This is a genomic window from Piscinibacter gummiphilus, from assembly GCF_002116905.1.
Classification (GTDB): domain Bacteria; phylum Pseudomonadota; class Gammaproteobacteria; order Burkholderiales; family Burkholderiaceae_C; genus Rhizobacter; species Rhizobacter gummiphilus.
This window is the reverse complement of record NZ_CP015118.1, coordinates 2,517,337-2,538,382: the sequence shown is the minus strand read 5'-3', so window position 1 is coordinate 2,538,382 and position 21,046 is coordinate 2,517,337. Positions and strand designations below refer to the sequence as shown.

Sequence of the window (21,046 nt, the reverse complement as noted above, 5' to 3'; positions counted from 1 at the left end):
ACTTCTCCGGAGCACCCCATGGCCGACCCCCTCCTGATCGCGAAACACGGCACCACCGAGTGCCACCTGCTGCCCCCGCTGGCCAACCGCCACGGGCTGATCACCGGGGCCACCGGCACGGGCAAGACCATCACCCTGCAGACACTCGCCGAGCAGCTGAGCGGCATCGGCGTGCCGGTCTTCATGGCCGACATCAAGGGCGACCTGACCGGCATCAGCCAGACGGGCAAGGTGAGCGACAAGCTCGCCGCCGTGCTGAAGGAACGCGGCATCGACGCCCCCGCGCCCCTCGCCTGCCCCACCACGCTGTGGGACGTGTTCGGCGAGCAGGGCCACCCGGTGCGCGCCACCGTCAGCGACATGGGCCCGCTGCTGCTCGCCCGCATGCTGGCCCTGAACGAGACCCAGGCCGGCGTGCTGAACCTCGTGTTCAAGATCGCCGACGACAACGGCCTGCTGCTGCTCGACCTGAAGGACCTGCGCGCGATGCTGCAGCACGTGGGCGAAAACGCCAGCGCCTTCACCACCGAGTACGGCAACGTCAGCGCCGCGAGCGTGGGCGCCATCCAGCGCGGCCTGCTCCAGATCGAGGAACAGGGGGGCGACAAGTTCTTCGGCGAGCCCATGCTCAACATCGCCGACTTCATGCAGACGGTGGATGGCAAAGGCGTGGTCAACGTGCTCGCCGCCGACAAGCTGATGAACGCGCCACGCCTGTACGCCACCTTCCTGCTCTGGATGCTGTCCGAGCTGTTCGAGCAGCTGCCCGAGGTGGGCGACCTCGACCAGCCGAAGCTCGTGTTCTTCTTCGACGAGGCCCACCTGCTGTTCAAGGACGCGCCGGCCGCGCTCGTCGAACGCATCGAACTCGTCGTGCGCCTCGTGCGCAGCAAGGGCGTGGGCGTCTACTTCGTGACGCAGAACCCGCTCGACATCCCCGACACCGTGCTGGCCCAGCTCGGCAACCGAGTGCAGCACGCGCTGCGCGCCTTCACCCCGCGCGACCAGAAGGCCGTGAAGTCGGCCGCCAGCACCATGCGCGCCAAACCCGGCCTCGACATCGAGGCGGCCATCACCGAGCTGGCCGTGGGCGAGGCCCTGGTCAGCTTCCTCGACGAGAAGGGCCGCCCGAGCATCACCGAACGGGTGTTCGTGCTGCCGCCGGGCAGCCAGATCGGCCCCATCACGCCCGAGCAGCGCAAGGCGCTGCTGGCACGGTCGCTGGTGGCCGGGGTCTACGAGAAGTCGGTGGACCGCGAGTCGGCCTACGAGAAGCTCAAGGGCCGCGCGGACGAAGGCGGTGAGGCGGCCGACCAGGCCGTCAAGCAGGGGAGCATCGGCAGCAAGCCGGCGCCGGCCGAGGCGGACGGCGGCGGCCTGATGGGCGGCCTCAACGACCTGCTGTTCGGCCACACCGGCCCGCGCGGCGCGAAACACGATGGCCTGGCGCAGACCATGGCCAAGTCGGCCATCCGCACGATGGGCACCAGCGTGGGCCGCGAGATCGTGCGCGGCGTGCTGGGCAGCCTGTTCGGTGGAGGCACGACGAAGCGCAAGCGCTGAGTCCTCCAAAGGAAAACGCCCCGGTGGAAGCCGGGGCGTTTTCGTTCAGCGCGTCACGACGTCAGTCGCGGTCCCGCTTGGAGGTGCCCGAGCGGGCCACGCCGAAGCGCGTGCCGTTGCCCGGCGGCGCGCAGGTGAAGGTCAGCGCGGCGTTGTCGCCGGCCGCGGCGGCCAGCAGTTCCGACAGCGTGGACACGCCTTCCGACGACTTGTTCGGCACGAAGCGGTCGGTGCTGCGGTTGTGCACCCAGCCCTTCGGCACGCCGGCGATGACCCCCTTGACCACCACCTCGCACTCGACGCGCGGGCTCGTGACCTTGCCGCGGGACACGATCAGGTTCAGCCGCGCGCTGACGTCGGCCTGGGAGGCGTTCGCCGGCGTCACGGTGACCTGCTGGCCCACGATCGGGTTCATCTCGGAGTTCATCGCCAGCACGAACTGCTCGACCTGGCCGCGCTGGGTGGCGTTCAGCGTGAACACCGGGGCGCTCAGGAAGTCGGCCACCGTGCCGGAAGCCCCCGCATTGTCGAAGCCGAACCCGCGGATCTGGTCGCCGAAGTTCGGCGCGCCGGGGATCTGCGTGTTGTCGGCGAACATGCCCACCTTCTGGTACATGTTCCGCAGGTGCGGGATCTTCATGTCCTCGTCCACGCCGCCGCCTTCGATGGCGAGCGTGCCGTCGGTGCCGAAGCGGTTCTGCACGGCGTTGACCACGTGGCACCCGTTGCAGGTGGTCAGCGTGTCGGACGTGATGGTGTTGTAGATGTTCTGCCCCTGGGCCTGCGCCGTGGTGAGCGACAGGTCGAGGGCCAGGATCGGGCTCGGCGGGTAGGTCAGCTGCAGCGCGTAGTTGGTGAACGTGGCCATGTCGGCGTCCGACAGTTGCGTGGCGTTGCCCAGCAGGCCGGTGAAGGCGACGTTGAAGTCCTGGAACGCCTGCTGTTCGAGGGTCTCGCCGGAACTGCGGCTCTGCCCGGTGCGGTCGCCGCGCCAGTGCATCGGGCCGTTGCCCTTCAGGCCGCGCAGGCTCTGCGTGGTCATCGGGCCCTTCATCGGGTGCAGGTTGGTGTTGCGGCCAAGGCGCGGGATGTTCACGTTGTAGGCGCCCGGGTTCTGCACGCGGCGTTCGTCGGGGTTGCCGAGGTCCCACGCCAGCTGGTCGAGGTCGCCGAAGACGTGGCAGCCCGAGCACGACGAGTCGCCGCGGCTCGAGGTGAGCGACGCGTCGAAGAGGAACTTGCGGCCCGCGACCACGGAGGCCGGTTCCGGGTTGTTCATCTTCACGTGGGCCTGCTCGGTGAACGTCGACGTGTTGACGACGGACACGCCGTTGTCGCCGCGGGTGGTCACGAACGCCAGGTTGCGCGCCGGGTCCAGGATCACGCCGGTGGGCAGGCCACCGGTGAGCGTCACGTGACTGCTGGCCGAAGGCGTGAAGGTGTTGCCCTCGAGCGCCGACGTGCTGAAGCGGCCCAGCTTGTTGGAGCCCATCGCGGCCACGTACAGCGTGGCACCGTCGGGCGACACGGCCATCTCGAGCGGCGTGGCGAGCGAGGCAGCCTTCTCGGCGGAGGTGCCGGTCGCGGCCGCGTAGCTCGTGATGTGCTTGTTCAGGTGGCGAGGCGACGCGGTGGTGCCGTCGATCACCGTGATGCGGCTTTCGACGAAGTGCCCACGGACGGTGGTGGAGCGTGTGCCGGGGCCTTCGAACCGGGTGAGGTTCAGCGCTTCCTGGTTGCTCACGTACAGCTTGCCGGACGAGGGGTTCACGGCGATGTTGAACAGCGTGGTGCCCACCCCCGTCACGCGTGTGGACGTGACGGTGGGGGTGCTGCCGCTCGTGTCGATCGTGAACACGTCGTAGTCGGGCAGGTTCAGCTTGACCCGGCTGTTCCAGTTCCGCGGCGCGGTGTTGGTCCGGGGATCGCCGCTGTCCATCCAGTTGCCCGCGGCGTTCTTCTGGACGATGAGGCCGGTCTGGGGCTGCGTGGTGCCGTCGGCGGCGGTCGTCGGCGGCGGTTTCGTGATGCCGCCCTCGCCGATGTCGTCGGTGAGGCCCGTGGTCTTGTTGCCCGAGTTGAACACGGCGGCATAGACGCGCGTGCCCGCGGCGTTCTTCGCCAGCGCCCGCAGCGTGTCGCCGAACATGTTCAGCACGGTGACCGGCGTGCCGCCGAGTGCGGTGCCCTGCGACGCGGTGTTGTACACCCACACGTCGGCACGGCCCACGCCCGCGGTGGTCAGCTGCGGGTCGAACTTGACGTTCTGGCCACGGTGCGCGGCCGTGATGAACGCCCACTTGTTGCCCGTGCCTGCGAACACGATGTCGCGCGGCTCGTCGCCGACCAGCAGCGTGTTGACCACACGCGCCGGGGTGGTGGAGACGTCGACGACGCTGACGCTGTCGGACAGGTGGTTGACGACCCACAGCTGGTTGTCGTTCGCGAGCGCGACGGCCACCGGCTCCAGGCCCACCGGGATGGACTCGGTCAGCACCGGCGTGCCCGACGCGGTGTTGTAGACCTCGACGCGGTTGTCCGGCGTGTTGACGACGAACAGGCGCAGCCCGTTGCTGGAGAGCGCCATGGGCCGCACGTGCCCGCTCTCGAAGGTGACGAACTCGCCGATCGCGGGCGGCGTGCCGGGGGTGCCCGGGGTGCCGGGGTCGGTGCCGCCGCCCGTGCCGTCGACCGACAGGTTGTTGACGGTGTAGGACTCGGTGGCGCTGTTGGCGTTCACGCGGAAGCGCAGCCGCACGTTGGCCTGGCCCCACGCTCCGCTGGGCAGCGCGAAGGTGACGCGCGCGCTGGCCGTGTCACGGGTGGACTCGAGCTGGCTGTAGGTGGTGCCCCCGTTCACCGAGAACTCGGCAATGCCGCCCTCGGTGGACTCGAGGCCCACGGTCACGCGGTCGTACGACACGGTGACGTTGGTGTAGTTGACGGTGCTGATGGCCGCCGACGTGATGGCGCCGTCGGTGCTCAGCAACGCGGCCGTCATCTTCGCGCCGGCACTGCTCGTGGCCACCGTGCCGGCGGACGTGAACGTGCCGAGGCCGCTCGCGAAACTCTGTTGGAAGATGGTGGCGGCGTGAGCCGGCGCGACCAGGGCGCACAGGCCCAATCCCGCGCACGAGACCGAGCCGACGAGCCGCCGGAAGGCGGCTCCTCTGGGGAACTTCATGGTTTGTCTCCTCGTTGTCCAGCAACGTGTGTTTTGTGTGATCGTCCGAAGACGACCGCCATGCGTTGCTGGCTTCGACACGAGGGCAAACCCCGCAATCGCTGGCGCGTCAATGCTGCACCAGCGTTCATTTCCCCGGATTGGCGCTTATCCCTAGTGGCCCCACCTACCCAATGACACGCCCGTGTGCTACGGGATTCGTGAACCACATCACAACTGACGGTCGATGACCAGCCGGATGCCGGTGGTGCCCGGGGGCACCGGGGTGGACGCCTCGCTGGTCAGGTCACCCGGCTGCGGGATGGGCTGGCCGGACTTCGAGATGCGGGCGACGAGGATCACGCCCTTGGCCTTGGAGATGGTGCGGTCCGGCATCATCGCGAGCGTGTCGTCGAGCGTGAACTGCAGCGGCAGGTCGCCGGCGCGCTTGCGCAGCACGGCCAGCGGCGCGCGCGAGCCGTCGTCGGGGCGCGCGATCACGAACAGCACGTCGTCGGGACGCAGCTGGGCCGCGAGCGCGGGCGACAGCGTCACCTCGCCCATCACGCGGCCGTTGCCCGCCGCCTGCGCCGGCGCGGACGGCGCGGGCGTGTCCTGGGCCGCGGGGGCCTGCTTCACCGCGGGCGCGGGTGCGGCCGAGGCCTGGGCGGGCAGCCCGCCCTCCTGGCGCGCCTGGTCGATGTTGGCCTGCACCTGCTGCGCCTCGGGCGAATCCGGCGGCAGCACGGTCATCAGCACCTGCCACTGCCCGATGGCGCCCGCGAAGTCGCCCTTGCGGTACGCCGACATGCCCATCAGCATCAGGCTCATCGGGTGTTTCGGATCGAGCGCCAGGGCCTTGTGCACGAGTTCCATCGGGCGGCCCTCGATGTTGTCGCCCGTGGCCGCGGCGATGGTGTCGGCCTGCTCCACCAGCAGGTCCGGGTCCTGGTCGACCAGCGCCTTCGCGTGCTCGTACGCGGCGACCGACTCGGGGAACCGCTCCATCTTGCGGTACGACCGGGCCAGCAGCAGCCAGCCCTGCGGGTTGTCGGGGTTCTTGCGCAGCGCCTCGGCGAGGTTGGCCACGGCGGCCAGCACGTTCTCGGGGGCGGCGGGACGGGTGGCCGCGTCGATGGCGGCGGCATTGCCCACCCGGGTGTAGAGACCGGCGGCGCCCAGCGGCACCAGCACGGCCAGCAGCACCGCGGTCCAGCGGCCCGCGGGCGCGGCGGCTGCGGGCTTGTCGGCGCCAGGCGTCACGTCCTGCAGCAGCCGGCGCTGCAGTTCGTCGCGGGCTTCGCCGTAGGTGGCCTCGGTCAGCTGGCCGCGCGCCAGGTCACGCTCGAGTTCCTGCAGCTGATCGCGGTAGACCTTCGAGTTGAGCTGCGCGACGGTCAGCGTGTCGCGCCGCGTGCCGCGCCACAGCGGCCACAGCAGGCGGACCACGACGAGCAGGGTCAGGACGGCGGCGAGTGACAGGAAGGCGGTCATCGGTCAGTTTTCCGTGGCATCGAGCAAGGCTTTCGCCCGGCGGCGTTCTTCGTCGGAGAGCGGTGTCTCGGCCACCGCGGCGTGGGCCTGCTGGCGCTGCCGCAGGAACCGGATCAGGAACACGACCCCGCCCAGCAGCAGCAGGAACGGGCCGAACCACAGCACCCAGGTCAGCGGCTTGACCGGCGGGCGGTACAGCACGAAGTCGCCGTAGCGGCTCACGAGGAAGTCGGTGATCTCGGCGTCGGTCTTGCCTTCGCGGATCAGCTTGCGGATCTCGCGGCGCAGGTCGTTCGCGAGGTCGGCGCGCGAGCCGGCGAGCGATTCGTTCTGGCACACGAGGCAGCGGATGTCCTCGGAGATGCGGATCAGCCGCTGCTCCACCACCGGGTCCTCGGCCAGGGGTTTCGCCTCGTTCGCGGCGGCAAGGCTGCAGGCGAACACCAGCACGAGCGCCATCCAGAGCCGCTTCATCGCTGCAGCTCCTGCACCAGCGGGCGGATCTTCTTGTCGAGCACCTCGCGGGTCACGGGCCCGATCTGCTTGAAGCGGATCACGCCGGCCTTGTCGACGATGTAGGTCTCGGGCACGCCGTAGACGCCGTAGTCGATGCCCACGCGGCCGTCGGCGTCCACCGCCGACAGGCCGTACGGGTTGCCGTGCCGCTGCAGCCACAGCGTGGCGTCGGCCGGCTGGTCCTTGTAGTTCAGGCCCACGATGGGCAGCAGCTTCTCGCGCGAGAGCGCCACCAGCACCGGGTGTTCCTCGCGGCAGGCCACGCACCACGACGCCCACACGTTGAACATCCACACCTGACCCAGCATGTCCTTCGGGGCGAAACGCTGGTCACCCTCCAGCCGCGGCAACTCGAAGGCAGGGGCCGGCTTGCCGACGAGCGGCGACGGCACCACGCTCGGATCACGGTTCAGCCCGACGGCGAGGAAACCCACGAGCACGATGAAGAGGCCCAGCGGCCACAGGAAGCGCTTTTTCATGCGGGGGCTCCCTGGACCACCGCGGCGGCCGCACGGGCCTTGCCGAGGCGGTAGCGGCGGTCGGCCGCGGCCAGCACGCCACCCAGGCCCATCAGCAGGCAGCCGCCCCAGATCCAGTCGACGAACGGTTTGCTGTAGACGCGCAGGCTCCACGCCGCGCCGCCGTCGAGCGCCTCGCCGAGGGCGACGTAGCGGTCGCCGGTGAGGCCGGCGTCGATCGCGGCCTCGGTCATGGGCATCGACGACGAGAAGTACTTGCGCTTCTCGGGGTGCAGCGAACGCAGCACCTGGCCGTCGCGCGAGAGTTCGACATCGCCACGCTGCGCCACGTAGTTGGGGCCCTGCACCTCGCTCACGCCCACGAGGCGGAAGGTGTAGCTGCCGACCGAGACGGTGTCGCCCGGCGCCATGCGCACGTCGCGCTCGGTCTGGTAGCTGGACACGAGCGTGGCGCCCACGACGAACACCGCGATGCCGCAGTGCGCGAGGTGCATGCCCCAGAACGAGATGGGCGCCTTCACGGTGCCGCGGCGGGTCTGGTGGACGATGTGCAGCGCCGAGCTGACGACGATCCAGGTGGCGAGGAACGCGCCCAGCGCGGCCAGCCACGACCAGCCGCCCATCAGCAGCGGCACGGCGATGCCGGCCACCAGCGCCAGCACGAACGCCGGCGACACCTTGGCCATCACCTCGCGCCAGTCGGCCGCCTTCCAGCGCGCGAGCGGCCCGAGCGGCATCAGCATCAGCAGCGGGATCATCAGCGGCCCGAACACGCTGTTGAAGTACGGCGGGCCCACGGAGATCTTGCCGAGGTTCAGCGCATCGACGATCAGCGGGTACAGCGTGCCCAGCAGCACGCTGGCGGCCGCGGCCATCAGCAGCACGTTGTTGAGCAGCAGCAGCGCCTCGCGCGAGACGACGGCGAAGTGGCCGCCGGTGGTGACCGCCCCCGCCCGCCATGCGAACAGGCCGAGCGAGCCGCCCACCACGATGCACAGGAAGATCAGGATGAACACGCCGCGCGTGGGGTCGGTGGCGAACGCGTGCACCGACGTCAGCACGCCCGAGCGCACGAGGAACGTGCCCAGCAGCGACAGCGAGAACGCGCTGATCGCGAGGATGATGGTCCAGTTCTTGAACGTGCCGCGCTTCTCGGTCACGGCCAGCGAGTGGATCAGCGCGGTGCCCACGAGCCACGGCATGAACGACGCGTTCTCGACCGGATCCCAGAACCACCAGCCGCCCCAGCCCAGCTCGTAGTACGCCCACCACGAGCCGAGCGCGATGCCGAAGGTGAGGAAGATCCACGCGGCCGTGGTCCAGGGGCGCGACCAGCGCGCCCACGCCGCGTCGAGCCGGCCCGACAGCAGCGCCGAGATGGCGAACGCGAAGGCCACCGAGAAGCCCACGTAGCCCATGTAGAGCATGGGCGGGTGGAACACGAGGCCCGGGTCCTGCAGCAGCGGGTTCAGGTCGCGGCCGTCGGCGGCGGCCGGCACCAGGCGCGTGAACGGGTTGGACGTGGCCAGGATGAACAGCAGGAAGCCGACGGCCAGCAGGCCCAGCACGCCGAGCACCCGCGCCACCATGTCGTCGGGCAGCTGGCGCGAGAACGTGGCCACGCCCAGGCCCCAGATGGAGCTCATCAGCACCCACAGCAGCAGCGAACCCTCGTGGCCGCCCCACACCGCGGCGAAGCGGTAGATGTCGGGCAGCTTCGAGTTCGAGTGCTGGGCCACGTACAGCACCGAGTAGTCGTTCGCCATGAATGACCACGCGAGGCAGCCGAATGACACCGCGGCGAGGACGAACACCAGCTGCGCCGCCGGACGCGCGAGCGCGACCCAGTCGGCCCGCTGGCGGTGCGCGCCCACGAGCGGGAAGGTGCCCTGCACGATGGAGACCAGCAGCGCCAGGATCAGCGCGAAGTGACCGAGTTCTGGAATCATGGCTTCAGCGTCTTCGCGGCCTTCTGGGCCTGGTCCACGGCATGCTGCGCTTCCGGCGGCATGTAGTTCTCGTCGTGCTTGGCGAGCACCTCGTTGGCCACGAACAGGCCTTCGGCGTTCAGCCGGCCCTGCGCCACCACACCCTTCGCCTCGCGGAACAGGTCGGGCAGGATGCCGGTGTACGTGACCGGCGTCTCCTGCACGGTGTCGGTGACGACGAAGTTCACCGTCAGGTCCTTGCGCTGCACGCTGCCGGCCTTGACCATGCCGCCGATGCGGAAGGTGCGGTCCTTTGGCGCCTCGCCCGCGGCGATCTGCGACGGCGTGAAGAAGAAGACGAGGTTGCTCTGGAACGCGTTGAGCACGAGCGCGGTGGCGATGCCGAGGCTCGCGACCCCGCCCACGATGAACGCGAGGCGTTTCTGGCGCGGCGTCATGGCATCAGGTCCTGTGGCATGGCGGCAACGCGCAGCGCCTTGCGGCGGCGCGCGCGCAGCAGCACGGCCTCCGCCACGAGCGCGGCCACGGCCGCGCCGAAGCTGCCCCACACGTAGACGGCGTACCCGCCCATCGCGAAAAACTCACCGAGACTGTGCCACTGCATCTTTCACCCAATCCGCGTGTCGTTCCCGTTCGAGGATGATGCTTCTCACCCTCGACATGGCGGCGGCCGCCGCGTACATCCAGCACGCCATCACCATCAGCAGCATGCCCCAGAGCATCAGGCTGGCCATTGACGGAGATCGTGTCACTGATACAGAGGCGCCCTGGTGCAATGTGTTCCACCATTTCACCGAAAAATAGATGATGGGCACGTTCACGACGCCCACCAGCGCGATCACGGCCCCGGCCCGGTCGGCCCGGCGCGGGTCGTCGATGGCCGCCTGCAGCGCGAGGAAGCCCAGGTACAGGAAGAACAGGATCAGCGTGGACGTGAGCCGCGCGTCCCACACCCACCAGGCGCCCCACATCGGCTTGCCCCAGAGGGCGCCGGTCCAGAGCGACAGCAGCGCGAACAACGCGCCGGTGGGCGCGATGGCCGAGGCCATCATGCTCGCCAGCCGCAGGTTGAAGACGAGCCCCACCGCGGACCAGAACGCCATCACGACGTAGAGGAGCATCGCCATCCAGGCCGCGGGCACGTGGATGAAGATGATGCGGTAGCCCTCGCCCTGCTGGGCGTCGGTGGGCGCGACGAAGAAGGAGATCCACAGCCCCACCGCGGCGAAGCCGACGGCCAGCACGGTGAACAGGGTCCACAACCGGCCGGCCAGCGGGTAGAAGGCCGGAGGTGACGCGAACCGGAACCAGTTGATCTTGGTGGCGGAAGACATTCGGCTGCCTGAGAACGGTCGTTCGGAAAAATCAGCCTCGGAATGTACTGTGGGAGCGCGCGCCCCGAGAGGCCGATTCGTCGGGGTTTCAACTTATAACAGTTGCTCCCGCGCAAGCGTGATCGTCTATTCCAACGAGATCCGCAGCGCAGCCGTGGTGGCCCAGGGGGCGAAGAACCCGCCCAGGGCGAACATCGCCCCCAGCAGCATCAGGTGGCCGGACGGGTCGATCCCGGCCGCATCCGCCTCCACCGCCCCGGCGCCGAAGATCAGCACCGGCACGTACAGCGGCAGGATCAGCAGCGCGAGCAGCACCCCGCCGCCGCGCACGCCCAGCGTCAGCGCCGCCCCCACCGACCCGACCAGGCTCAGCACCGGCGTGCCCAGCAGCAGGGACAGGGTCAGCAGGCCCAGGGCCCGGCCGTCGAGGTCGAACTGCAGCCCGAGCACGGGGGCCACCAGCACCAGCGGCAACCCGGCCAGCAGCCAGTGCGCCAGCGTCTTGGCCAGCGCCGTCACCACGAGCGGCGTGGGCGACAGCACCATCTGCTCCAGGCTGCCGTCGGCGTGGTCGCTCGCGAACATGCGCTGCAGCGACAGCACGGCCGCCAGCAGCGCCCCCACCCACAGCACGCCGGGCGCGATGCGCCGCAGCAACGCGGTCTCGGGACCGATGGCCAGCGGGAACAGGCTGGCCACCATCACGAAGAACACGAGCGACATCAGCACGTCGCTCTTCTGCCGCATCGCGATCTGCAGGTCGCGCCGCAGCACGGCGAAGAACACCCCCAGGTCGCCGCTCACCGGGTCAGCTCCAGCGTGCGGCCGGGGTGGGCGCCGATTTCCACGGGCTGGTGGCTCGTCAGGACGGCCAGGCCGCCGCGGTCCAGGTGGCCGGCGATCAGCGACGACAGCAGCTTGAGCGCGCCGCCGTCGATCGCGACGAAGGGTTCGTCGAGCACCCAGACCGGCGCGGTGCTGAACACCAGCCGGGCGAGCGCCACGCGGCGCTTCTGGCCCTGGGACAGGAACCGGGTGGGGAGTTCGGCGCGGGCGGCCAGGCCCAGTTGCCCGAGGGCGTCGGCCAGTTGCGCGTCGGAGGGATGGAAACCGGCCAGCTGCGCCAGCAGGCGCAGGTTCTCGCGGGCACTGAGCATGCCCTGCAGGCCACTGTCGTGGCCGATGTAGAGGAGCTGGCGGCGCCAGGCGTCACCGAGCGTGCGGATGGGGGTGCCGTCCCAGCGGATCTCGCCGGTGGCGGGCGGGGACAGGCCGCACAGCAGGCGCAGCAGGCTCGTCTTGCCGATGCCGTTGGCACCCGACACGTGGAGCCATGCGCCGCGTTCGAGCGTGCAGTGCACGCCCTTGAAGAGGAGGCGTTCGCCCTTGGCGCAGGCGAGGTCGTGGAAGGTCAGCATGGCGGCCTGGATTCTGCCCCACGGCGCGGAGGCGCCGGGGTCAGGCCGCGGCGAGGGTTTCCCCCCGCGTCAGGAAATCACTCGCCGAGGTCGGTCTCGGGTTCGGCGTCGATCGCGTGGTCGTAGTCGTCGAAGGCGGCCGGCACGTGGGCGATCAGCGGCTTGTCGAGCGGACGGCAGACCCGGCGCTGCAGGCGTTCCAGGCGGTCCGAGCGTTCCATGGCCTGGATCACTTCGGCCGGGTTCAGCATCAGGGCAAACGGGTTCGCGACGAGGTCTTGGGTCTGCATGTGAATTCTCCGGTGAACAGGGGAAGTCGATGCATGAACTGTAGGGACCGGGGCCGTTTCCGATAAGTCGTCCGCCCGCCAAAGGGCCTGTCAGAAGTTCACTGACAAGGGTGCCTTCCTACCCCGCCGGCCAGCGAACCATGCAAGGCGTCCAGCCGGGCCTGCCGGGCGGGGGTCAGCCCCCCGTCCGCGTGCCCTTCCCGGCACACCGCGGCCAGCTGCCGGTGGACGGGGTCGGCGGCGTCGTACGGGGGGATGTGGATGTCCTCGATGACATGCACCGACACCTGGGTGCCGACGATGCGACGCTCCACGTCCCGGCGCACGGGGGTCGTGCTCAGGAAGGCGCAGACGTAGAACGCCTCGGCCTCGTCGTGGAACGCGATCGAGATCAGCTTCTCCTGCAGCACGGTGGGCCGCAGCGTCCCGGCCAGGGAAGACGGGCCGACCACCGCACAGCAGAAGGTGCGCGAGATGTACTTCCAGGCCACCTTGTACGGCGCGAAGGTGTAGTCGCCCACCCGCAACAGCGCGTAGAAGCCCTCGGCGACGCTGGCCTTGTCCATGCCGGTGAGGCTCGGGCGCACGCGCAGCAGGGCCTCGTGGCGGGCGAGGTAGGCGAGCGTGCGGGGGGCCGTGCCGCCCAGCGCCTCCGGCGGCACCGGGCGCATCTTCGTCTCGACGGTGTGGGGCACGACGATGGCGTTGCCCGGGGGGCGGTCGACGGTCCACGGGCCCAGGTCCCGGCCCTTCGCGAACGGGTACAGCCATTCGGGTTCGAGCTGCGCCTCCACACGCTCGACCTTCACCTTGGCCCGGTCGGTGTCGTTCTCGACCCGCAGCAGCGGCCCCTCCCCGTCCAGCACGCGCAGGTAGAACACCGCGTTCGCGCCGCCGGTGAAGACGCCGGTGCGGGCGCGGTAGGTGCGGACGCTCACGGCGGCGGGGGCCGCGGCCTCGTCCTCGGCGTACAGCGCCCAGTTGGACGTCGGGTCGTCCGGGGCCGACGGCATGGCGCGCAGCACCTCGAAGGCGCCACCCGGAGCGAACCGCCGGTACCGCACGGGGTACGTCGCGGGCTCGCCGCCCAGCGTGCAGAAGAGCGCCGCGGTGCGGTTCTTCGCGTCGCCGAAGGCGGCGTAGGCGGAGAAGTCGGTCACCCCGTCGACCCGCAGGTGGATGCCGCTGTCTCCCAGCCGGAAGCGGCGGAAGCCCTTCGCGTTCTTGCGCGACTGGAACAGCCCCTGCGGCAGCAGCAGGCCCACGCGCGTACCGGCACGGCCGAAGCGCAGGCACGCGGCGTACGTGGCCAGCACGCTCAGGTCTTCCTTGGCGAAGGCCCGGTCGCGCCCGACCATCGCGAACAGGCCCAGCGGCGGCCACGACGGCAGGATCAGCGCCTTGTAGGCCGGGTCCAGGTTCTCCCAGTTGACCCAGGGCGGGTTGCCGACGATGAGCTCGAAGCCCCCCATCGATTCGAGGCGGGCCACGCCGTCCAGGGCGTCCCGCAGCACGCCCTGCGTCAGCGGCGGCTGCTCCGCCAGCCAGTCCCGCAGCGGGCGGTCCACCGGCTGCCAGGCCTCGCCGTCGAAGGCTTCCCGCACCTCGGCGGTGTGGGCCAGGGCCGCCGGCGTGACGCGGTCGGCCGGCAGCGCCAGCTTGAGGTGGCCCGGCACCAGCGTGCGTCCGCCCGCGGGCCGTTCGGTGCCGAGTGCGGCGGCGATGGCCGCCTCGTCGACAAACACCGAATCGGCCCACACGACGTTGTGCGGGGCGGCCTCGCCGCCCAGTTCCGCGACGATGGCCGCATGCAACGCACGGGCGACCGCCCACGAGCCGAGGTTCTTCTCGACGCCGAACACCTGCCGGGCGAAGGTGTGCCCGAGGTGCGCCCGCGGCAGCCCCCGCGCCAGCAGCGCCGAGAAGAAGGCCCCGAGCCCGCAGTTGGGTTCGACGAAACGGACCTCGGCCGACTCGAAGAGGCGGTCGGCGGACACGCCGTCGAGCACGTGCGCGCAGAGGTCCGGCGGGCTGAGGTACGCGCCCAGCGTGTGCCGGATCGCCTTCGGGAGCAGCGCGTGGTACAGCGTGCGGAAGGGATCGCCGGCGAGCAACGCGAGGCGCTCGTCGGCCGTCAGCGTGGCGAGGTGGCGGGACAGGGCCGTGGCGGAGTCGGTGGTGTCGGGGGACGGCGCAACGCGCCACCCGTCGAACAGCCCGGCCGCCTCGCTGGCCGCCAGCCGGCCGCCACACACCGCCGCCAGCTCGTGCGCGACGAACACCAGCGCACATTCCACGCCGAACAGGTAGACGTACGGGTCGGGGAGGCCGTCGAGCGCAACGGCCTTCTTGCGGCCGAGCGGTCCGTTCGCGGCGATCCAGAGGGTCCGCCACAGCACGAACGCCGGTGACGGTGCCGCGGCTTCCTGGCGCGACACCGCCGCGGCGAGCCGGGTCAGGTCGTCGAACACCCGCTCAGGTGCGCTCGCGCACCGGGAACAGCCGCTCGAAGTTCTCGCTGGTGGCCTGGGCGATGGTCTCGACCGGCACCCCCTTCAGCTCGGCGATCTGCTTCGCCACGAAGGGCACGTACGACGGGTTGTTCGTCTTGCCGCGGTACGGCACCGGCGCGAGGTACGGGCTGTCGGTCTCGATCAGGCAGCGGTCGAGCGGCACGAACCCGGCCACCTCGCGCAGGTCGGCGGCATTCTTGAAGGTCAGGATGCCGGAGAACGAGATCATGAAACCGAGGTCGAGCGCGGCGCGGGCCACGTCCATGGTCTCGGTGAAGCAGTGGAAGACGCCGCTTTCGGCGCCCTCCTCCTTCAGCAGCCGCACCGTGTCGTCGGAGCTGCTGCGGGTGTGGATGACGAGCGGCAGCTTCGTTTGCTTCGACGCGCGGATGTGCACGCGGAAGCGCTCGCGCTGCCATTCCATGTCGGCCACCGAGCGGCCGTTCAGGCGGTAGTAGTCGAGGCCGGTCTCGCCGATGGCCACCACGCGCGGGCGCGCGGCCAGCTCGACGAGCGTGGCCACGTCGGGCTCGCGCACGTCCTCGTTGTCGGGGTGCACGCCCACCGAGGACCAGAAGTTGTCGTGTTCGACCGCCAGGCCGTGCACCTCGTCGAACTCCTCGAGCGTGGTGCAGATGCACAGCGCACGGTCGACCGAGGCCTCGGCCATGGCGGCACGGATCTCGGGCAGCTTCGCCTTCAGTTCGGGAAAGGCGAGGTGGCAGTGGGAATCGACGAACATGGGGATGGCGCGAGGGCGTGGAAGGTGCGGACGGACCCGGCGTGGTCGAGCAGGCCGTCCAAACGGTCTCAATCTAGGCGCAAAGCGCAGCCGTAGCCCGGGCTACGGCGAGCATTTGCAACGACGAGTGAGGCCGTTTGGGCGGGCTGATCGGCCATGCCGGGTTCGTTCGCACCTTCCTAGATGGTCTGGGTGGGCTTGGACGAGGCGATCGACGTGCCGAGCACTTCCTCGATCTTCACGCGCAGCAGGCGCGTCTTCTCGTCGCTCGGGAAACGCACGCCCACGCCCTGCGTGCGGCCGCCGGACGCGTTGGCCGGCGTGATCCAGGCGACCTTGCCGGCCACCGGGTAGCGCTGCGGGTCGTCCGGGAGGGACAGCAGCAGGTAGATGTCCTCGCCGAGCTTGTACTCGCGCGTGGTGGGCACGAACAGCCCGCCGTCGGTGAACACGGGGATGTACGCCGCGTACAGAGCACCCTTCTCGCGGAAGACGAGCTGGATGACGCTGGGCCGGGGCGCGTTGGCCGCGGCGAGCGTGCTGCCCAGCGGGCGGGGGGTGGCGGTAGGTTCGCTCATGAACGGGAGTGTAGCGAAGGCGCGGGAGGCTTGCTCCCGCCGGTCCGCGGCATTAATTCGCGCGCGGTGCGAGGGCGGTGCGGGCCTGCAGCACCAGCGATTCGACCATCAGCGGCCCGCTCCACGGGTGTTCGGCATGCCGCAGCGTGGTGCCGAGTTCCTTCGACCACACGTTCAGCGCCGCCACGGCCGCCGGCTTCTGCGGCAGCGCGGCCGGCGGGAAGTACCGCGGGGGCGCGCCACAGGCGACGCACAGCGCGTCGTGGCAGAGCTTGTGCAGCGCGTCGAGCAGGCGCGGCAGCGGCCACGTGGCGAGGTTGCCGGCATCGCCGGCAGCCACCTGGCGTGGCAGGCGCGTCCACGCGACCGCGTCGAGCCCGTCCTTCGACCAGGCGAGCGCCTCCAGCGGCTGGCCGCCGGCCGCGGCGAGCAGCACGTCGGGCTGGGCCACCTGGTGGTCGGCGAGCCAGCGGCGGGCCACCTCGGGGTCGGGCAGCGCGAGCGGCACGGCCTGGCAGCGGCTGCGGATGGTGGGCAGCAGGTCCTGCGGCGCGCCGCAGCTGAGGATGAAGCGGGCCTCGCCCGGCGGTTCCTCGAGCGTCTTCAGCAGCGTGTTGCCCGAGATCATGTTCATGCGCTCGGCCGGGTGCACCAGCACGACCTTGCCCCGCCCGCGCGCCGACGTGGTCTGCGCGAACAGCACGGCCGCGCGGATGGCCTCGACCTTCAGCTCCTTGCTGGGCTTGGCCTTCGACGCCTTGTCGGACGTGGTCTCCTCGTTCGTCCAGCCCAGCGCCTCGGCGAGGGCCTCGGGCAGCAGCACCAGCAGGTCGGGGTGCGAACGCGCCTGCACGAGGTGGCAGCTGGCGCAGCGGCCGCAGGCGTGCCCACCCGTCAGGTCCTCGCAGAGCCAGCTCTGCGCGAGCGACAGCGCCAGTTCGAACTGGCCGATGCCCTGCGGCCCGTGCACGAGCAGCGCATGGCCCTTCTGGGTGCGCAGCGCCTCGGCGAGGGGCCCGGCGAGCCAGGGCAGCGGCAGGTGGCCTTCGGCGTCTACCATCCGCGCGCCTCCAGGCCGGCGACCAGCTGGGCCCACACGGCCTCGCGGGTCAGCGATGCGTCCAGCTGCAGGAAGCGGCCGGGGTCCTGCTCGCGGCGGGCCTCGTAACCGGCCCGCACGCGTTCGAAGAAGTGGGTGTCCTGGCTCTCGAACCGGTCGGGCGACCGCGCGGCGGCCCGGCGTTCGGCGGCGACTGCGGCCGGCAGGTCGAACCAGACGGTCAGCGCGGGCTGCAGGCCTTCCTGCACCCAGCCCTCCAGCGTGGCGAGCACGTGCGGGTCGAAGCCGCGGCCGCCGCCCTGGTAGGCGAAGGTGGCGTCGGTGAAGCGGTCGCACAGCACCACGTGGCCGGCGTCCAGTGCGGGGCGGATGACCTGGCGCAGGTGGTCGCGGCGGGCGGCGAACACCAGCAGCGCCTCGGTGAGCGCGTCCATGCCGGTGTGCAGCACCTGCTCGCGCAGGCGTTCGGCGAGGTCGGTGCCGCCCGGCTCGCGGGTCAGCACGACCTCGTGGCCCGCGGCGCGCCAGCGGGCCGCGAGCGCGTCGATGTGCGTGGACTTGCCCGCACCGTCGATGCCTTCGAAGCTGATGAATCGTCCGCCCACGGTGGTCTCCGGTTCAGCGCTGGTACTGGTTGACCGCGCGGTTGTGGTCGGCGAGGTTGTCGCTGAAATGGCTCGCGCCATTGCCCTTCGCGACGAAGTAGAGCGCCTTGGTGGCGTCGGGCCGCACCGCCGCCAGCAGCGACGCCTTGCCGGGCATCGAGATGGGGGTGGGCGGCAGGCCGGCGCGCAGGTACGTGTTGTACGGGCCGTCGGCGAGCAGGTCGCGCTTGCGGAGGTTGCCGTCGAAGGTTTCCCCGAGGCCGTAGATGATGGTGGGGTCGGTCTGCAGCGGCATGCCGATGCGCAGGCGGTTGACGAACACGCCGGCGACCAGCCCGCGTTCGGCCGCGGCCCCGGTTTCCTTCTCGACGATGGACGCGAGCGTGAGTGCGTCGTCGAGCGATTTCAGCGGCGTGTTGGGCGCGCGTTCGGCCCAGGCGGCCTCGAGCTGCCGCTGCATCGCGCGGTGGGCGCGCTTGAGCACGGCCACGTCGCTCGCGCCCTTGCTGAAGGCGTAGGTGTCGGGGAAGAAGCGGCCTTCGGCACGCTGGCCCGGCGGCGCGCCGATGGCGGCCATCAGGTCGGCCTCGGTCATCGCCGCGGTGGTCTGCTTCAGGTCGGGCGCCTTCGCGAGTTCGGCGCGGAACTGGCGGAAGGTCCAGCCGTCGATCAGGCGCACGGTGGCGAGCACCTCGTCGCCGCGCACCATCTTGTCGAGCAGCGAGCGGGGCGTCGCGCCCTGCCCGATCTGGTAGCTGCCCGCGCGGATCTTGCGCGCCTGGCCCGACCAGCGGAACCATTCGTACAGCAGGAAGGTGTTGGACCGCACGCCGGCCTGGGCCCACAGGTTGGCCACCTCGCGGGGCGACGTGCCGGGCTCGATCGAGACCTCGATGGAATCGGCCGCGAGGGACAGCGGCGCCTGCAGCCACCACGCGGCCGCGCCCCCCGCCGCAAGAGCGGCGAACACGATCAGCAACAGGCAGCGGCGCAGGAACTTCACGGGCAGGAACGAGTGGGAGACCCCAGGGACGAGACGAGGTCGGGGCCGTGATCATAATCGCCACATGACCAGCCACTACACCCTCGACGGCGCGGCACCCCTCGCCCACCTCGGCCTGATCCGCGCCGCCGGCGCCGACGCGGCCACCTTCCTGCACGGCCAGCTCACCAGCGACGTCGCCCTGCTCGACACGGCGCGTGCCCGCCTCGCGGGCTACTGCTCGGCCAAGGGCCGCCTGCTCGCGAGCTTCATCGCCTGGAAGACGTCGCCCGAGGAGGTGCAGCTGCTGTGCAGCGCCGACGTGCTGCCGGCCACGCTCAAGCGCCTCTCGATGTTCGTGCTGCGCGCGAAGTGCAAGCTGACCGACGCCACCGCCGAACTGCAGCGCATGGGCCTCGCCGGCCCGTCGGCCACCGCGTGGCTGGGCGACGCCGCACCCGCCGTGGTGTGGGGCCGCACGGAACGCGACGGCGCCACCATCGTGCGCCTGCCCGACGTGGCCGGCGCGGCCCGCTACCTGTGGGTGGCCCCGGCCGGCGCCGCCACGCCCGCCCTGCCCGCCCTCGATCCCGCGGCCTGGCGCTGGAGCGAGGTGCAGAGCGGCATCGCCTCCATCGAAACGGCCACGGTCGACCAGTTCGTGCCGCAGATGCTGAACTACGAGCTGCTGGGCGGCGTCGACTTCAAGAAGGGCTGCTACCCCGGCCAGGAGATCGTGGCCCGCAGCCAGTACCGCGGCACGATCAAGCGGCGCACGTACCTCTTCGCCGGCGCCGAGCCCGCCGCACCGGGCCAGGAGATCTTCCACAGCGCCGACCCCGGCCAGCCGGCCGGCATGGTGGTCAACGCGGCCACGCTGCCCGGCGAGGGTGGCGGCAGCAGCGTGCTGGCGGAGATGAAGCTCGCGGCCATGGGCGACGGCACGCTGCACCTGGGCCGCGCCGACGGCCCGCTGCTGGCCGCCACGCCGATGCCCTACGAGGTCACCACCGAGGCCGCGGACTGACCGGGTGTGGCGCAGTTCACGCCCGCGGGCTGATCCGGCACCATTGCCCCAATAGTTCACATCCACTGCCATCCGCCATGCCCGCCGCCCGCGAGTTGTTCATCTACTATCGAGCGAGGACGGCGGACGCCCATGCGCTGCAGTCCGAGGTGCTGGCGCTCCAGCGACGCCTGAGGGCCCTTCAACCGGGGCTCGAAGCCCGTCTGCTGCGCCGACCTGAACCGGCAGATGATTGGCAGACCTGGATGGAAACGTACGCTTTGCCCGGGCACCCCGACGGGGTTTCCGAGGCGCTCGAACACACGATCGAACGGCTCGCGGCTGAAACGCTTTCGCGGTGGAGTCCCGCGCGCCATGTGGAGGTGTTCGTGCCATGTGCCTGCTGACCGTCGCCATCGACCAGTCGCGCCGCTTCCCCCTCGTGGTCGCCGGCAACCGCGATGAATTCTTCAACCGCCCCGCCGCCCGCCTGGCGTGGTGGTCGCCGGGCGACGGCCTGCCCGACGTCCTCGGGGGGCGCGACCTCGAGGCCGGCGGCACCTGGCTCGGCCTCACGGCCCAGGGCCGCCTCGCGATGGTGACCAACGTGCGCGCGCCCACGGCGCCGCGCGACCCGAAGGCCCCGTCGCGTGGCGAGATCGTGCAGCGCTGGCTCGCCGGCGACGCTTCCACCGATCGCTTCTGGATGCGCACCGCGCTCAGCGGCTACAACGGCTTCAACCTGATCGCCGCCGATTTCCAGCGCGGCGACTGCTTCTACGCCTCGAACCAGCGTCCGAACCCCGAACGGCTCGAACGCGGCCTGTACGGACTCTCGAACGGCACGCTCGACTCGCCGTGGCCGAAGGTGGAAGCGCTCAAGGAGGCGACCCGCGAGGCCCTCGAGTCGTGCGACACCGTCGACGCCCTGGCGGCCCGCCTGTTCGACGCGCTGGCCGACAAGACGCCGGCCGAGGACGATGAACTGCCGAGCACCGGCGTGTCGCGCGAGTGGGAGAAGGTGCTGTCGTCGGCGTTCATCCGCACGGCCGACGGCACCTACGGCACCCGCTGCTCCACGCTCGTGATCACCGAACGCGTGAACAAGCGCCTCGTCACGCACGTGCTGGAACGCACCTTCAGCCCCACGGGGGGCATGGCGCTGCTGCGCCGCTCCACCGTGAAGGACTGGCCGCCCCGCTACACCGAGGCGCCGCCACCCGAAGTGAGCCAGCAGGAAGTGGTGCTCGAGAGCACCGAGACGCAGGCGCCGAACCACCCGGTGCGGCGCACCCGCGTGCGCACGCTGCTCAAGCCCGAGCCGTCGCGGCGCAAGCGCGCCGCGGCCTGACGC

Annotated in this window: 21 protein-coding genes; 4 read left to right on the top strand and 17 right to left on the bottom strand. The window is 70.7% G+C overall.

Going from position 1 to position 21,046, the window contains the following annotated elements; all coding sequences use genetic code 11:
• Window positions 1-18 precede the first annotated feature (18 nt).
• The gene (locus tag A4W93_RS11315) at window positions 19-1,563 is read left to right on the top strand and encodes a helicase HerA-like domain-containing protein (RefSeq protein WP_085750701.1); all 1,545 of its coding nucleotides are present in this window, start codon (window positions 19-21) and stop codon (window positions 1,561-1,563) included.
• A gap of 61 nt (window positions 1,564-1,624) precedes the next feature.
• On the opposite strand, the gene A4W93_RS11310 is transcribed toward A4W93_RS11315, so the two are convergent.
• From A4W93_RS11310 to mltG, 17 genes are all read right to left on the bottom strand, one after another.
• Window positions 1,625-4,747 (bottom strand): YncE family protein, encoded by a 3,123-nt coding sequence (locus A4W93_RS11310; RefSeq protein ID WP_218919193.1) that lies wholly within the window; start codon window positions 4,745-4,747, stop codon window positions 1,625-1,627.
• A gap of 210 nt (window positions 4,748-4,957) precedes the next feature.
• Window positions 4,958-6,220, bottom strand: coding sequence for a c-type cytochrome biogenesis protein CcmI (ccmI, locus tag A4W93_RS11305; RefSeq protein ID WP_085750700.1), 1,263 nt, complete (start codon window positions 6,218-6,220; stop codon window positions 4,958-4,960).
• Window positions 6,221-6,223: 3 nt separating this feature from the next.
• Window positions 6,224-6,694: a cytochrome c-type biogenesis protein gene (locus tag A4W93_RS11300; protein ID WP_085750699.1), complete on the bottom strand. Its 471-nt coding sequence runs from the start codon at window positions 6,692-6,694 to the stop codon at window positions 6,224-6,226.
• The gene (locus A4W93_RS11295) at window positions 6,691-7,215 is read right to left on the bottom strand and encodes a DsbE family thiol:disulfide interchange protein (protein WP_085750698.1); all 525 of its coding nucleotides are present in this window, start codon (window positions 7,213-7,215) and stop codon (window positions 6,691-6,693) included. The genes A4W93_RS11300 and A4W93_RS11295 overlap by 4 nt, the downstream gene beginning before the upstream one ends.
• A complete protein-coding gene (locus A4W93_RS11290; RefSeq protein ID WP_085750697.1) occupies window positions 7,212-9,164 on the bottom strand; it encodes a heme lyase CcmF/NrfE family subunit in 1,953 nt (650 codons plus the stop codon). The genes A4W93_RS11295 and A4W93_RS11290 overlap by 4 nt, the downstream gene beginning before the upstream one ends.
• Window positions 9,161-9,601: a cytochrome c maturation protein CcmE gene (gene ccmE, locus A4W93_RS11285; protein ID WP_085750696.1), complete on the bottom strand. Its 441-nt coding sequence runs from the start codon at window positions 9,599-9,601 to the stop codon at window positions 9,161-9,163. The genes A4W93_RS11290 and ccmE overlap by 4 nt, the downstream gene beginning before the upstream one ends.
• Complete coding sequence (gene ccmD / locus A4W93_RS11280) at window positions 9,598-9,768, bottom strand: heme exporter protein CcmD (RefSeq protein WP_085750695.1); 171 nt, start codon at window positions 9,766-9,768, stop codon at window positions 9,598-9,600. The genes ccmE and ccmD overlap by 4 nt, the downstream gene beginning before the upstream one ends.
• On the bottom strand, window positions 9,746-10,498 hold the full coding sequence (gene ccmC, locus A4W93_RS11275; protein WP_085750694.1) for a heme ABC transporter permease CcmC: 753 nt from the start codon (window positions 10,496-10,498) through the stop codon (window positions 9,746-9,748). The genes ccmD and ccmC overlap by 23 nt, the downstream gene beginning before the upstream one ends.
• 126 nt (window positions 10,499-10,624) lie before the next feature.
• Window positions 10,625-11,245: a heme exporter protein CcmB gene (ccmB, locus tag A4W93_RS11270; protein WP_218919213.1), complete on the bottom strand. Its 621-nt coding sequence runs from the start codon at window positions 11,243-11,245 to the stop codon at window positions 10,625-10,627.
• A gap of 53 nt (window positions 11,246-11,298) precedes the next feature.
• Window positions 11,299-11,916 carry a cytochrome c biogenesis heme-transporting ATPase CcmA gene (gene ccmA / locus A4W93_RS11265; RefSeq protein ID WP_085750693.1) on the bottom strand — a complete coding sequence of 206 codons (618 nt, stop codon included), beginning with the start codon at window positions 11,914-11,916 and terminating at the stop codon, window positions 11,299-11,301.
• Window positions 11,917-11,993: 77 nt separating this feature from the next.
• Window positions 11,994-12,206, bottom strand: coding sequence for a hypothetical protein (locus A4W93_RS11260; protein WP_085750692.1), 213 nt, complete (start codon window positions 12,204-12,206; stop codon window positions 11,994-11,996).
• A 98-nt stretch (window positions 12,207-12,304) separates the two neighbouring features.
• The gene (locus tag A4W93_RS11255; RefSeq protein WP_085750691.1) at window positions 12,305-14,677 is read right to left on the bottom strand and encodes a hypothetical protein; all 2,373 of its coding nucleotides are present in this window, start codon (window positions 14,675-14,677) and stop codon (window positions 12,305-12,307) included.
• 4 nt (window positions 14,678-14,681) lie between these two features.
• On the bottom strand, window positions 14,682-15,461 hold the full coding sequence (locus A4W93_RS11250) for a TatD family hydrolase (RefSeq protein WP_085750690.1): 780 nt from the start codon (window positions 15,459-15,461) through the stop codon (window positions 14,682-14,684).
• Between the two features lie 179 nt (window positions 15,462-15,640).
• Entirely contained in the window at window positions 15,641-16,039 is a 399-nt protein-coding gene (locus tag A4W93_RS11245; protein WP_085750689.1) for a PilZ domain-containing protein, read from the bottom strand.
• A gap of 52 nt (window positions 16,040-16,091) precedes the next feature.
• Entirely contained in the window at window positions 16,092-17,099 is a 1,008-nt protein-coding gene (gene holB / locus A4W93_RS11240; RefSeq protein ID WP_085750688.1) for a DNA polymerase III subunit delta', read from the bottom strand.
• Window positions 17,093-17,704, bottom strand: coding sequence for a dTMP kinase (gene tmk, locus A4W93_RS11235; RefSeq protein ID WP_237357762.1), 612 nt, complete (start codon window positions 17,702-17,704; stop codon window positions 17,093-17,095). Before tmk ends, holB begins: the two co-directional genes overlap by 7 nt.
• A 13-nt stretch (window positions 17,705-17,717) precedes the next feature.
• Entirely contained in the window at window positions 17,718-18,707 is a 990-nt protein-coding gene (mltG, locus tag A4W93_RS11230) for an endolytic transglycosylase MltG (protein ID WP_237357761.1), read from the bottom strand.
• A 64-nt stretch (window positions 18,708-18,771) separates the two neighbouring features.
• Between mltG and ygfZ the strand changes: the two genes are divergently transcribed.
• From ygfZ to A4W93_RS11215, 3 genes are all read left to right on the top strand, one after another.
• A complete protein-coding gene (gene ygfZ, locus A4W93_RS11225; RefSeq protein WP_085750686.1) occupies window positions 18,772-19,713 on the top strand; it encodes a CAF17-like 4Fe-4S cluster assembly/insertion protein YgfZ in 942 nt (313 codons plus the stop codon).
• A 77-nt stretch (window positions 19,714-19,790) separates the two neighbouring features.
• Complete coding sequence (locus tag A4W93_RS11220; protein WP_085750685.1) at window positions 19,791-20,099, top strand: DUF4936 family protein; 309 nt, start codon at window positions 19,791-19,793, stop codon at window positions 20,097-20,099.
• Window positions 20,087-21,043: an NRDE family protein gene (locus A4W93_RS11215; RefSeq protein ID WP_085750684.1), complete on the top strand. Its 957-nt coding sequence runs from the start codon at window positions 20,087-20,089 to the stop codon at window positions 21,041-21,043. Before A4W93_RS11220 ends, A4W93_RS11215 begins: the two co-directional genes overlap by 13 nt.
• Window positions 21,044-21,046: the final 3 nt, after the last annotated feature.

Excerpts from the sequence above, each read along its gene's own strand:
- A4W93_RS11260 (WP_085750692.1), bottom strand. The coding sequence starts at position 12,206 with ATGCAGACCCAAGACCTCGTCGCGAACCCGTTTGCCCTGATGCTGAAC.
- ccmB (WP_218919213.1), bottom strand. The coding sequence starts at position 11,245 with ATGCGGCAGAAGAGCGACGTGCTGATGTCGCTCGTGTTCTTCGTGATG.
- ccmE (WP_085750696.1), bottom strand. The coding sequence starts at position 9,601 with ATGACGCCGCGCCAGAAACGCCTCGCGTTCATCGTGGGCGGGGTCGCG.
- A4W93_RS11245 (WP_085750689.1), bottom strand. The coding sequence starts at position 16,039 with ATGAGCGAACCTACCGCCACCCCCCGCCCGCTGGGCAGCACGCTCGCC.
- holB (WP_085750688.1), bottom strand. The coding sequence starts at position 17,099 with ATGGTAGACGCCGAAGGCCACCTGCCGCTGCCCTGGCTCGCCGGGCCC.
- A4W93_RS11295 (WP_085750698.1), bottom strand. The coding sequence starts at position 7,215 with ATGAAAAAGCGCTTCCTGTGGCCGCTGGGCCTCTTCATCGTGCTCGTG.
- A4W93_RS11220 (WP_085750685.1), top strand. The coding sequence starts at position 19,791 with ATGCCCGCCGCCCGCGAGTTGTTCATCTACTATCGAGCGAGGACGGCG.
- A4W93_RS11215 (WP_085750684.1), top strand. The coding sequence starts at position 20,087 with ATGTGCCTGCTGACCGTCGCCATCGACCAGTCGCGCCGCTTCCCCCTC.
- A4W93_RS11315 (WP_085750701.1), top strand. The coding sequence starts at position 19 with ATGGCCGACCCCCTCCTGATCGCGAAACACGGCACCACCGAGTGCCAC.
- A4W93_RS11290 (WP_085750697.1), bottom strand. The coding sequence starts at position 9,164 with ATGATTCCAGAACTCGGTCACTTCGCGCTGATCCTGGCGCTGCTGGTC.
- A4W93_RS11310 (WP_218919193.1), bottom strand. The coding sequence starts at position 4,747 with ATGAAGTTCCCCAGAGGAGCCGCCTTCCGGCGGCTCGTCGGCTCGGTC.
- ccmD (WP_085750695.1), bottom strand. The coding sequence starts at position 9,768 with ATGCAGTGGCACAGTCTCGGTGAGTTTTTCGCGATGGGCGGGTACGCC.
- A4W93_RS11300 (WP_085750699.1), bottom strand. The coding sequence starts at position 6,694 with ATGAAGCGGCTCTGGATGGCGCTCGTGCTGGTGTTCGCCTGCAGCCTT.
- ygfZ (WP_085750686.1), top strand. The coding sequence starts at position 18,772 with ATGACCAGCCACTACACCCTCGACGGCGCGGCACCCCTCGCCCACCTC.
- ccmI (WP_085750700.1), bottom strand. The coding sequence starts at position 6,220 with ATGACCGCCTTCCTGTCACTCGCCGCCGTCCTGACCCTGCTCGTCGTG.
- ccmA (WP_085750693.1), bottom strand. The coding sequence starts at position 11,916 with ATGCTGACCTTCCACGACCTCGCCTGCGCCAAGGGCGAACGCCTCCTC.
- ccmC (WP_085750694.1), bottom strand. The coding sequence starts at position 10,498 with ATGTCTTCCGCCACCAAGATCAACTGGTTCCGGTTCGCGTCACCTCCG.
- A4W93_RS11250 (WP_085750690.1), bottom strand. The coding sequence starts at position 15,461 with ATGTTCGTCGATTCCCACTGCCACCTCGCCTTTCCCGAACTGAAGGCG.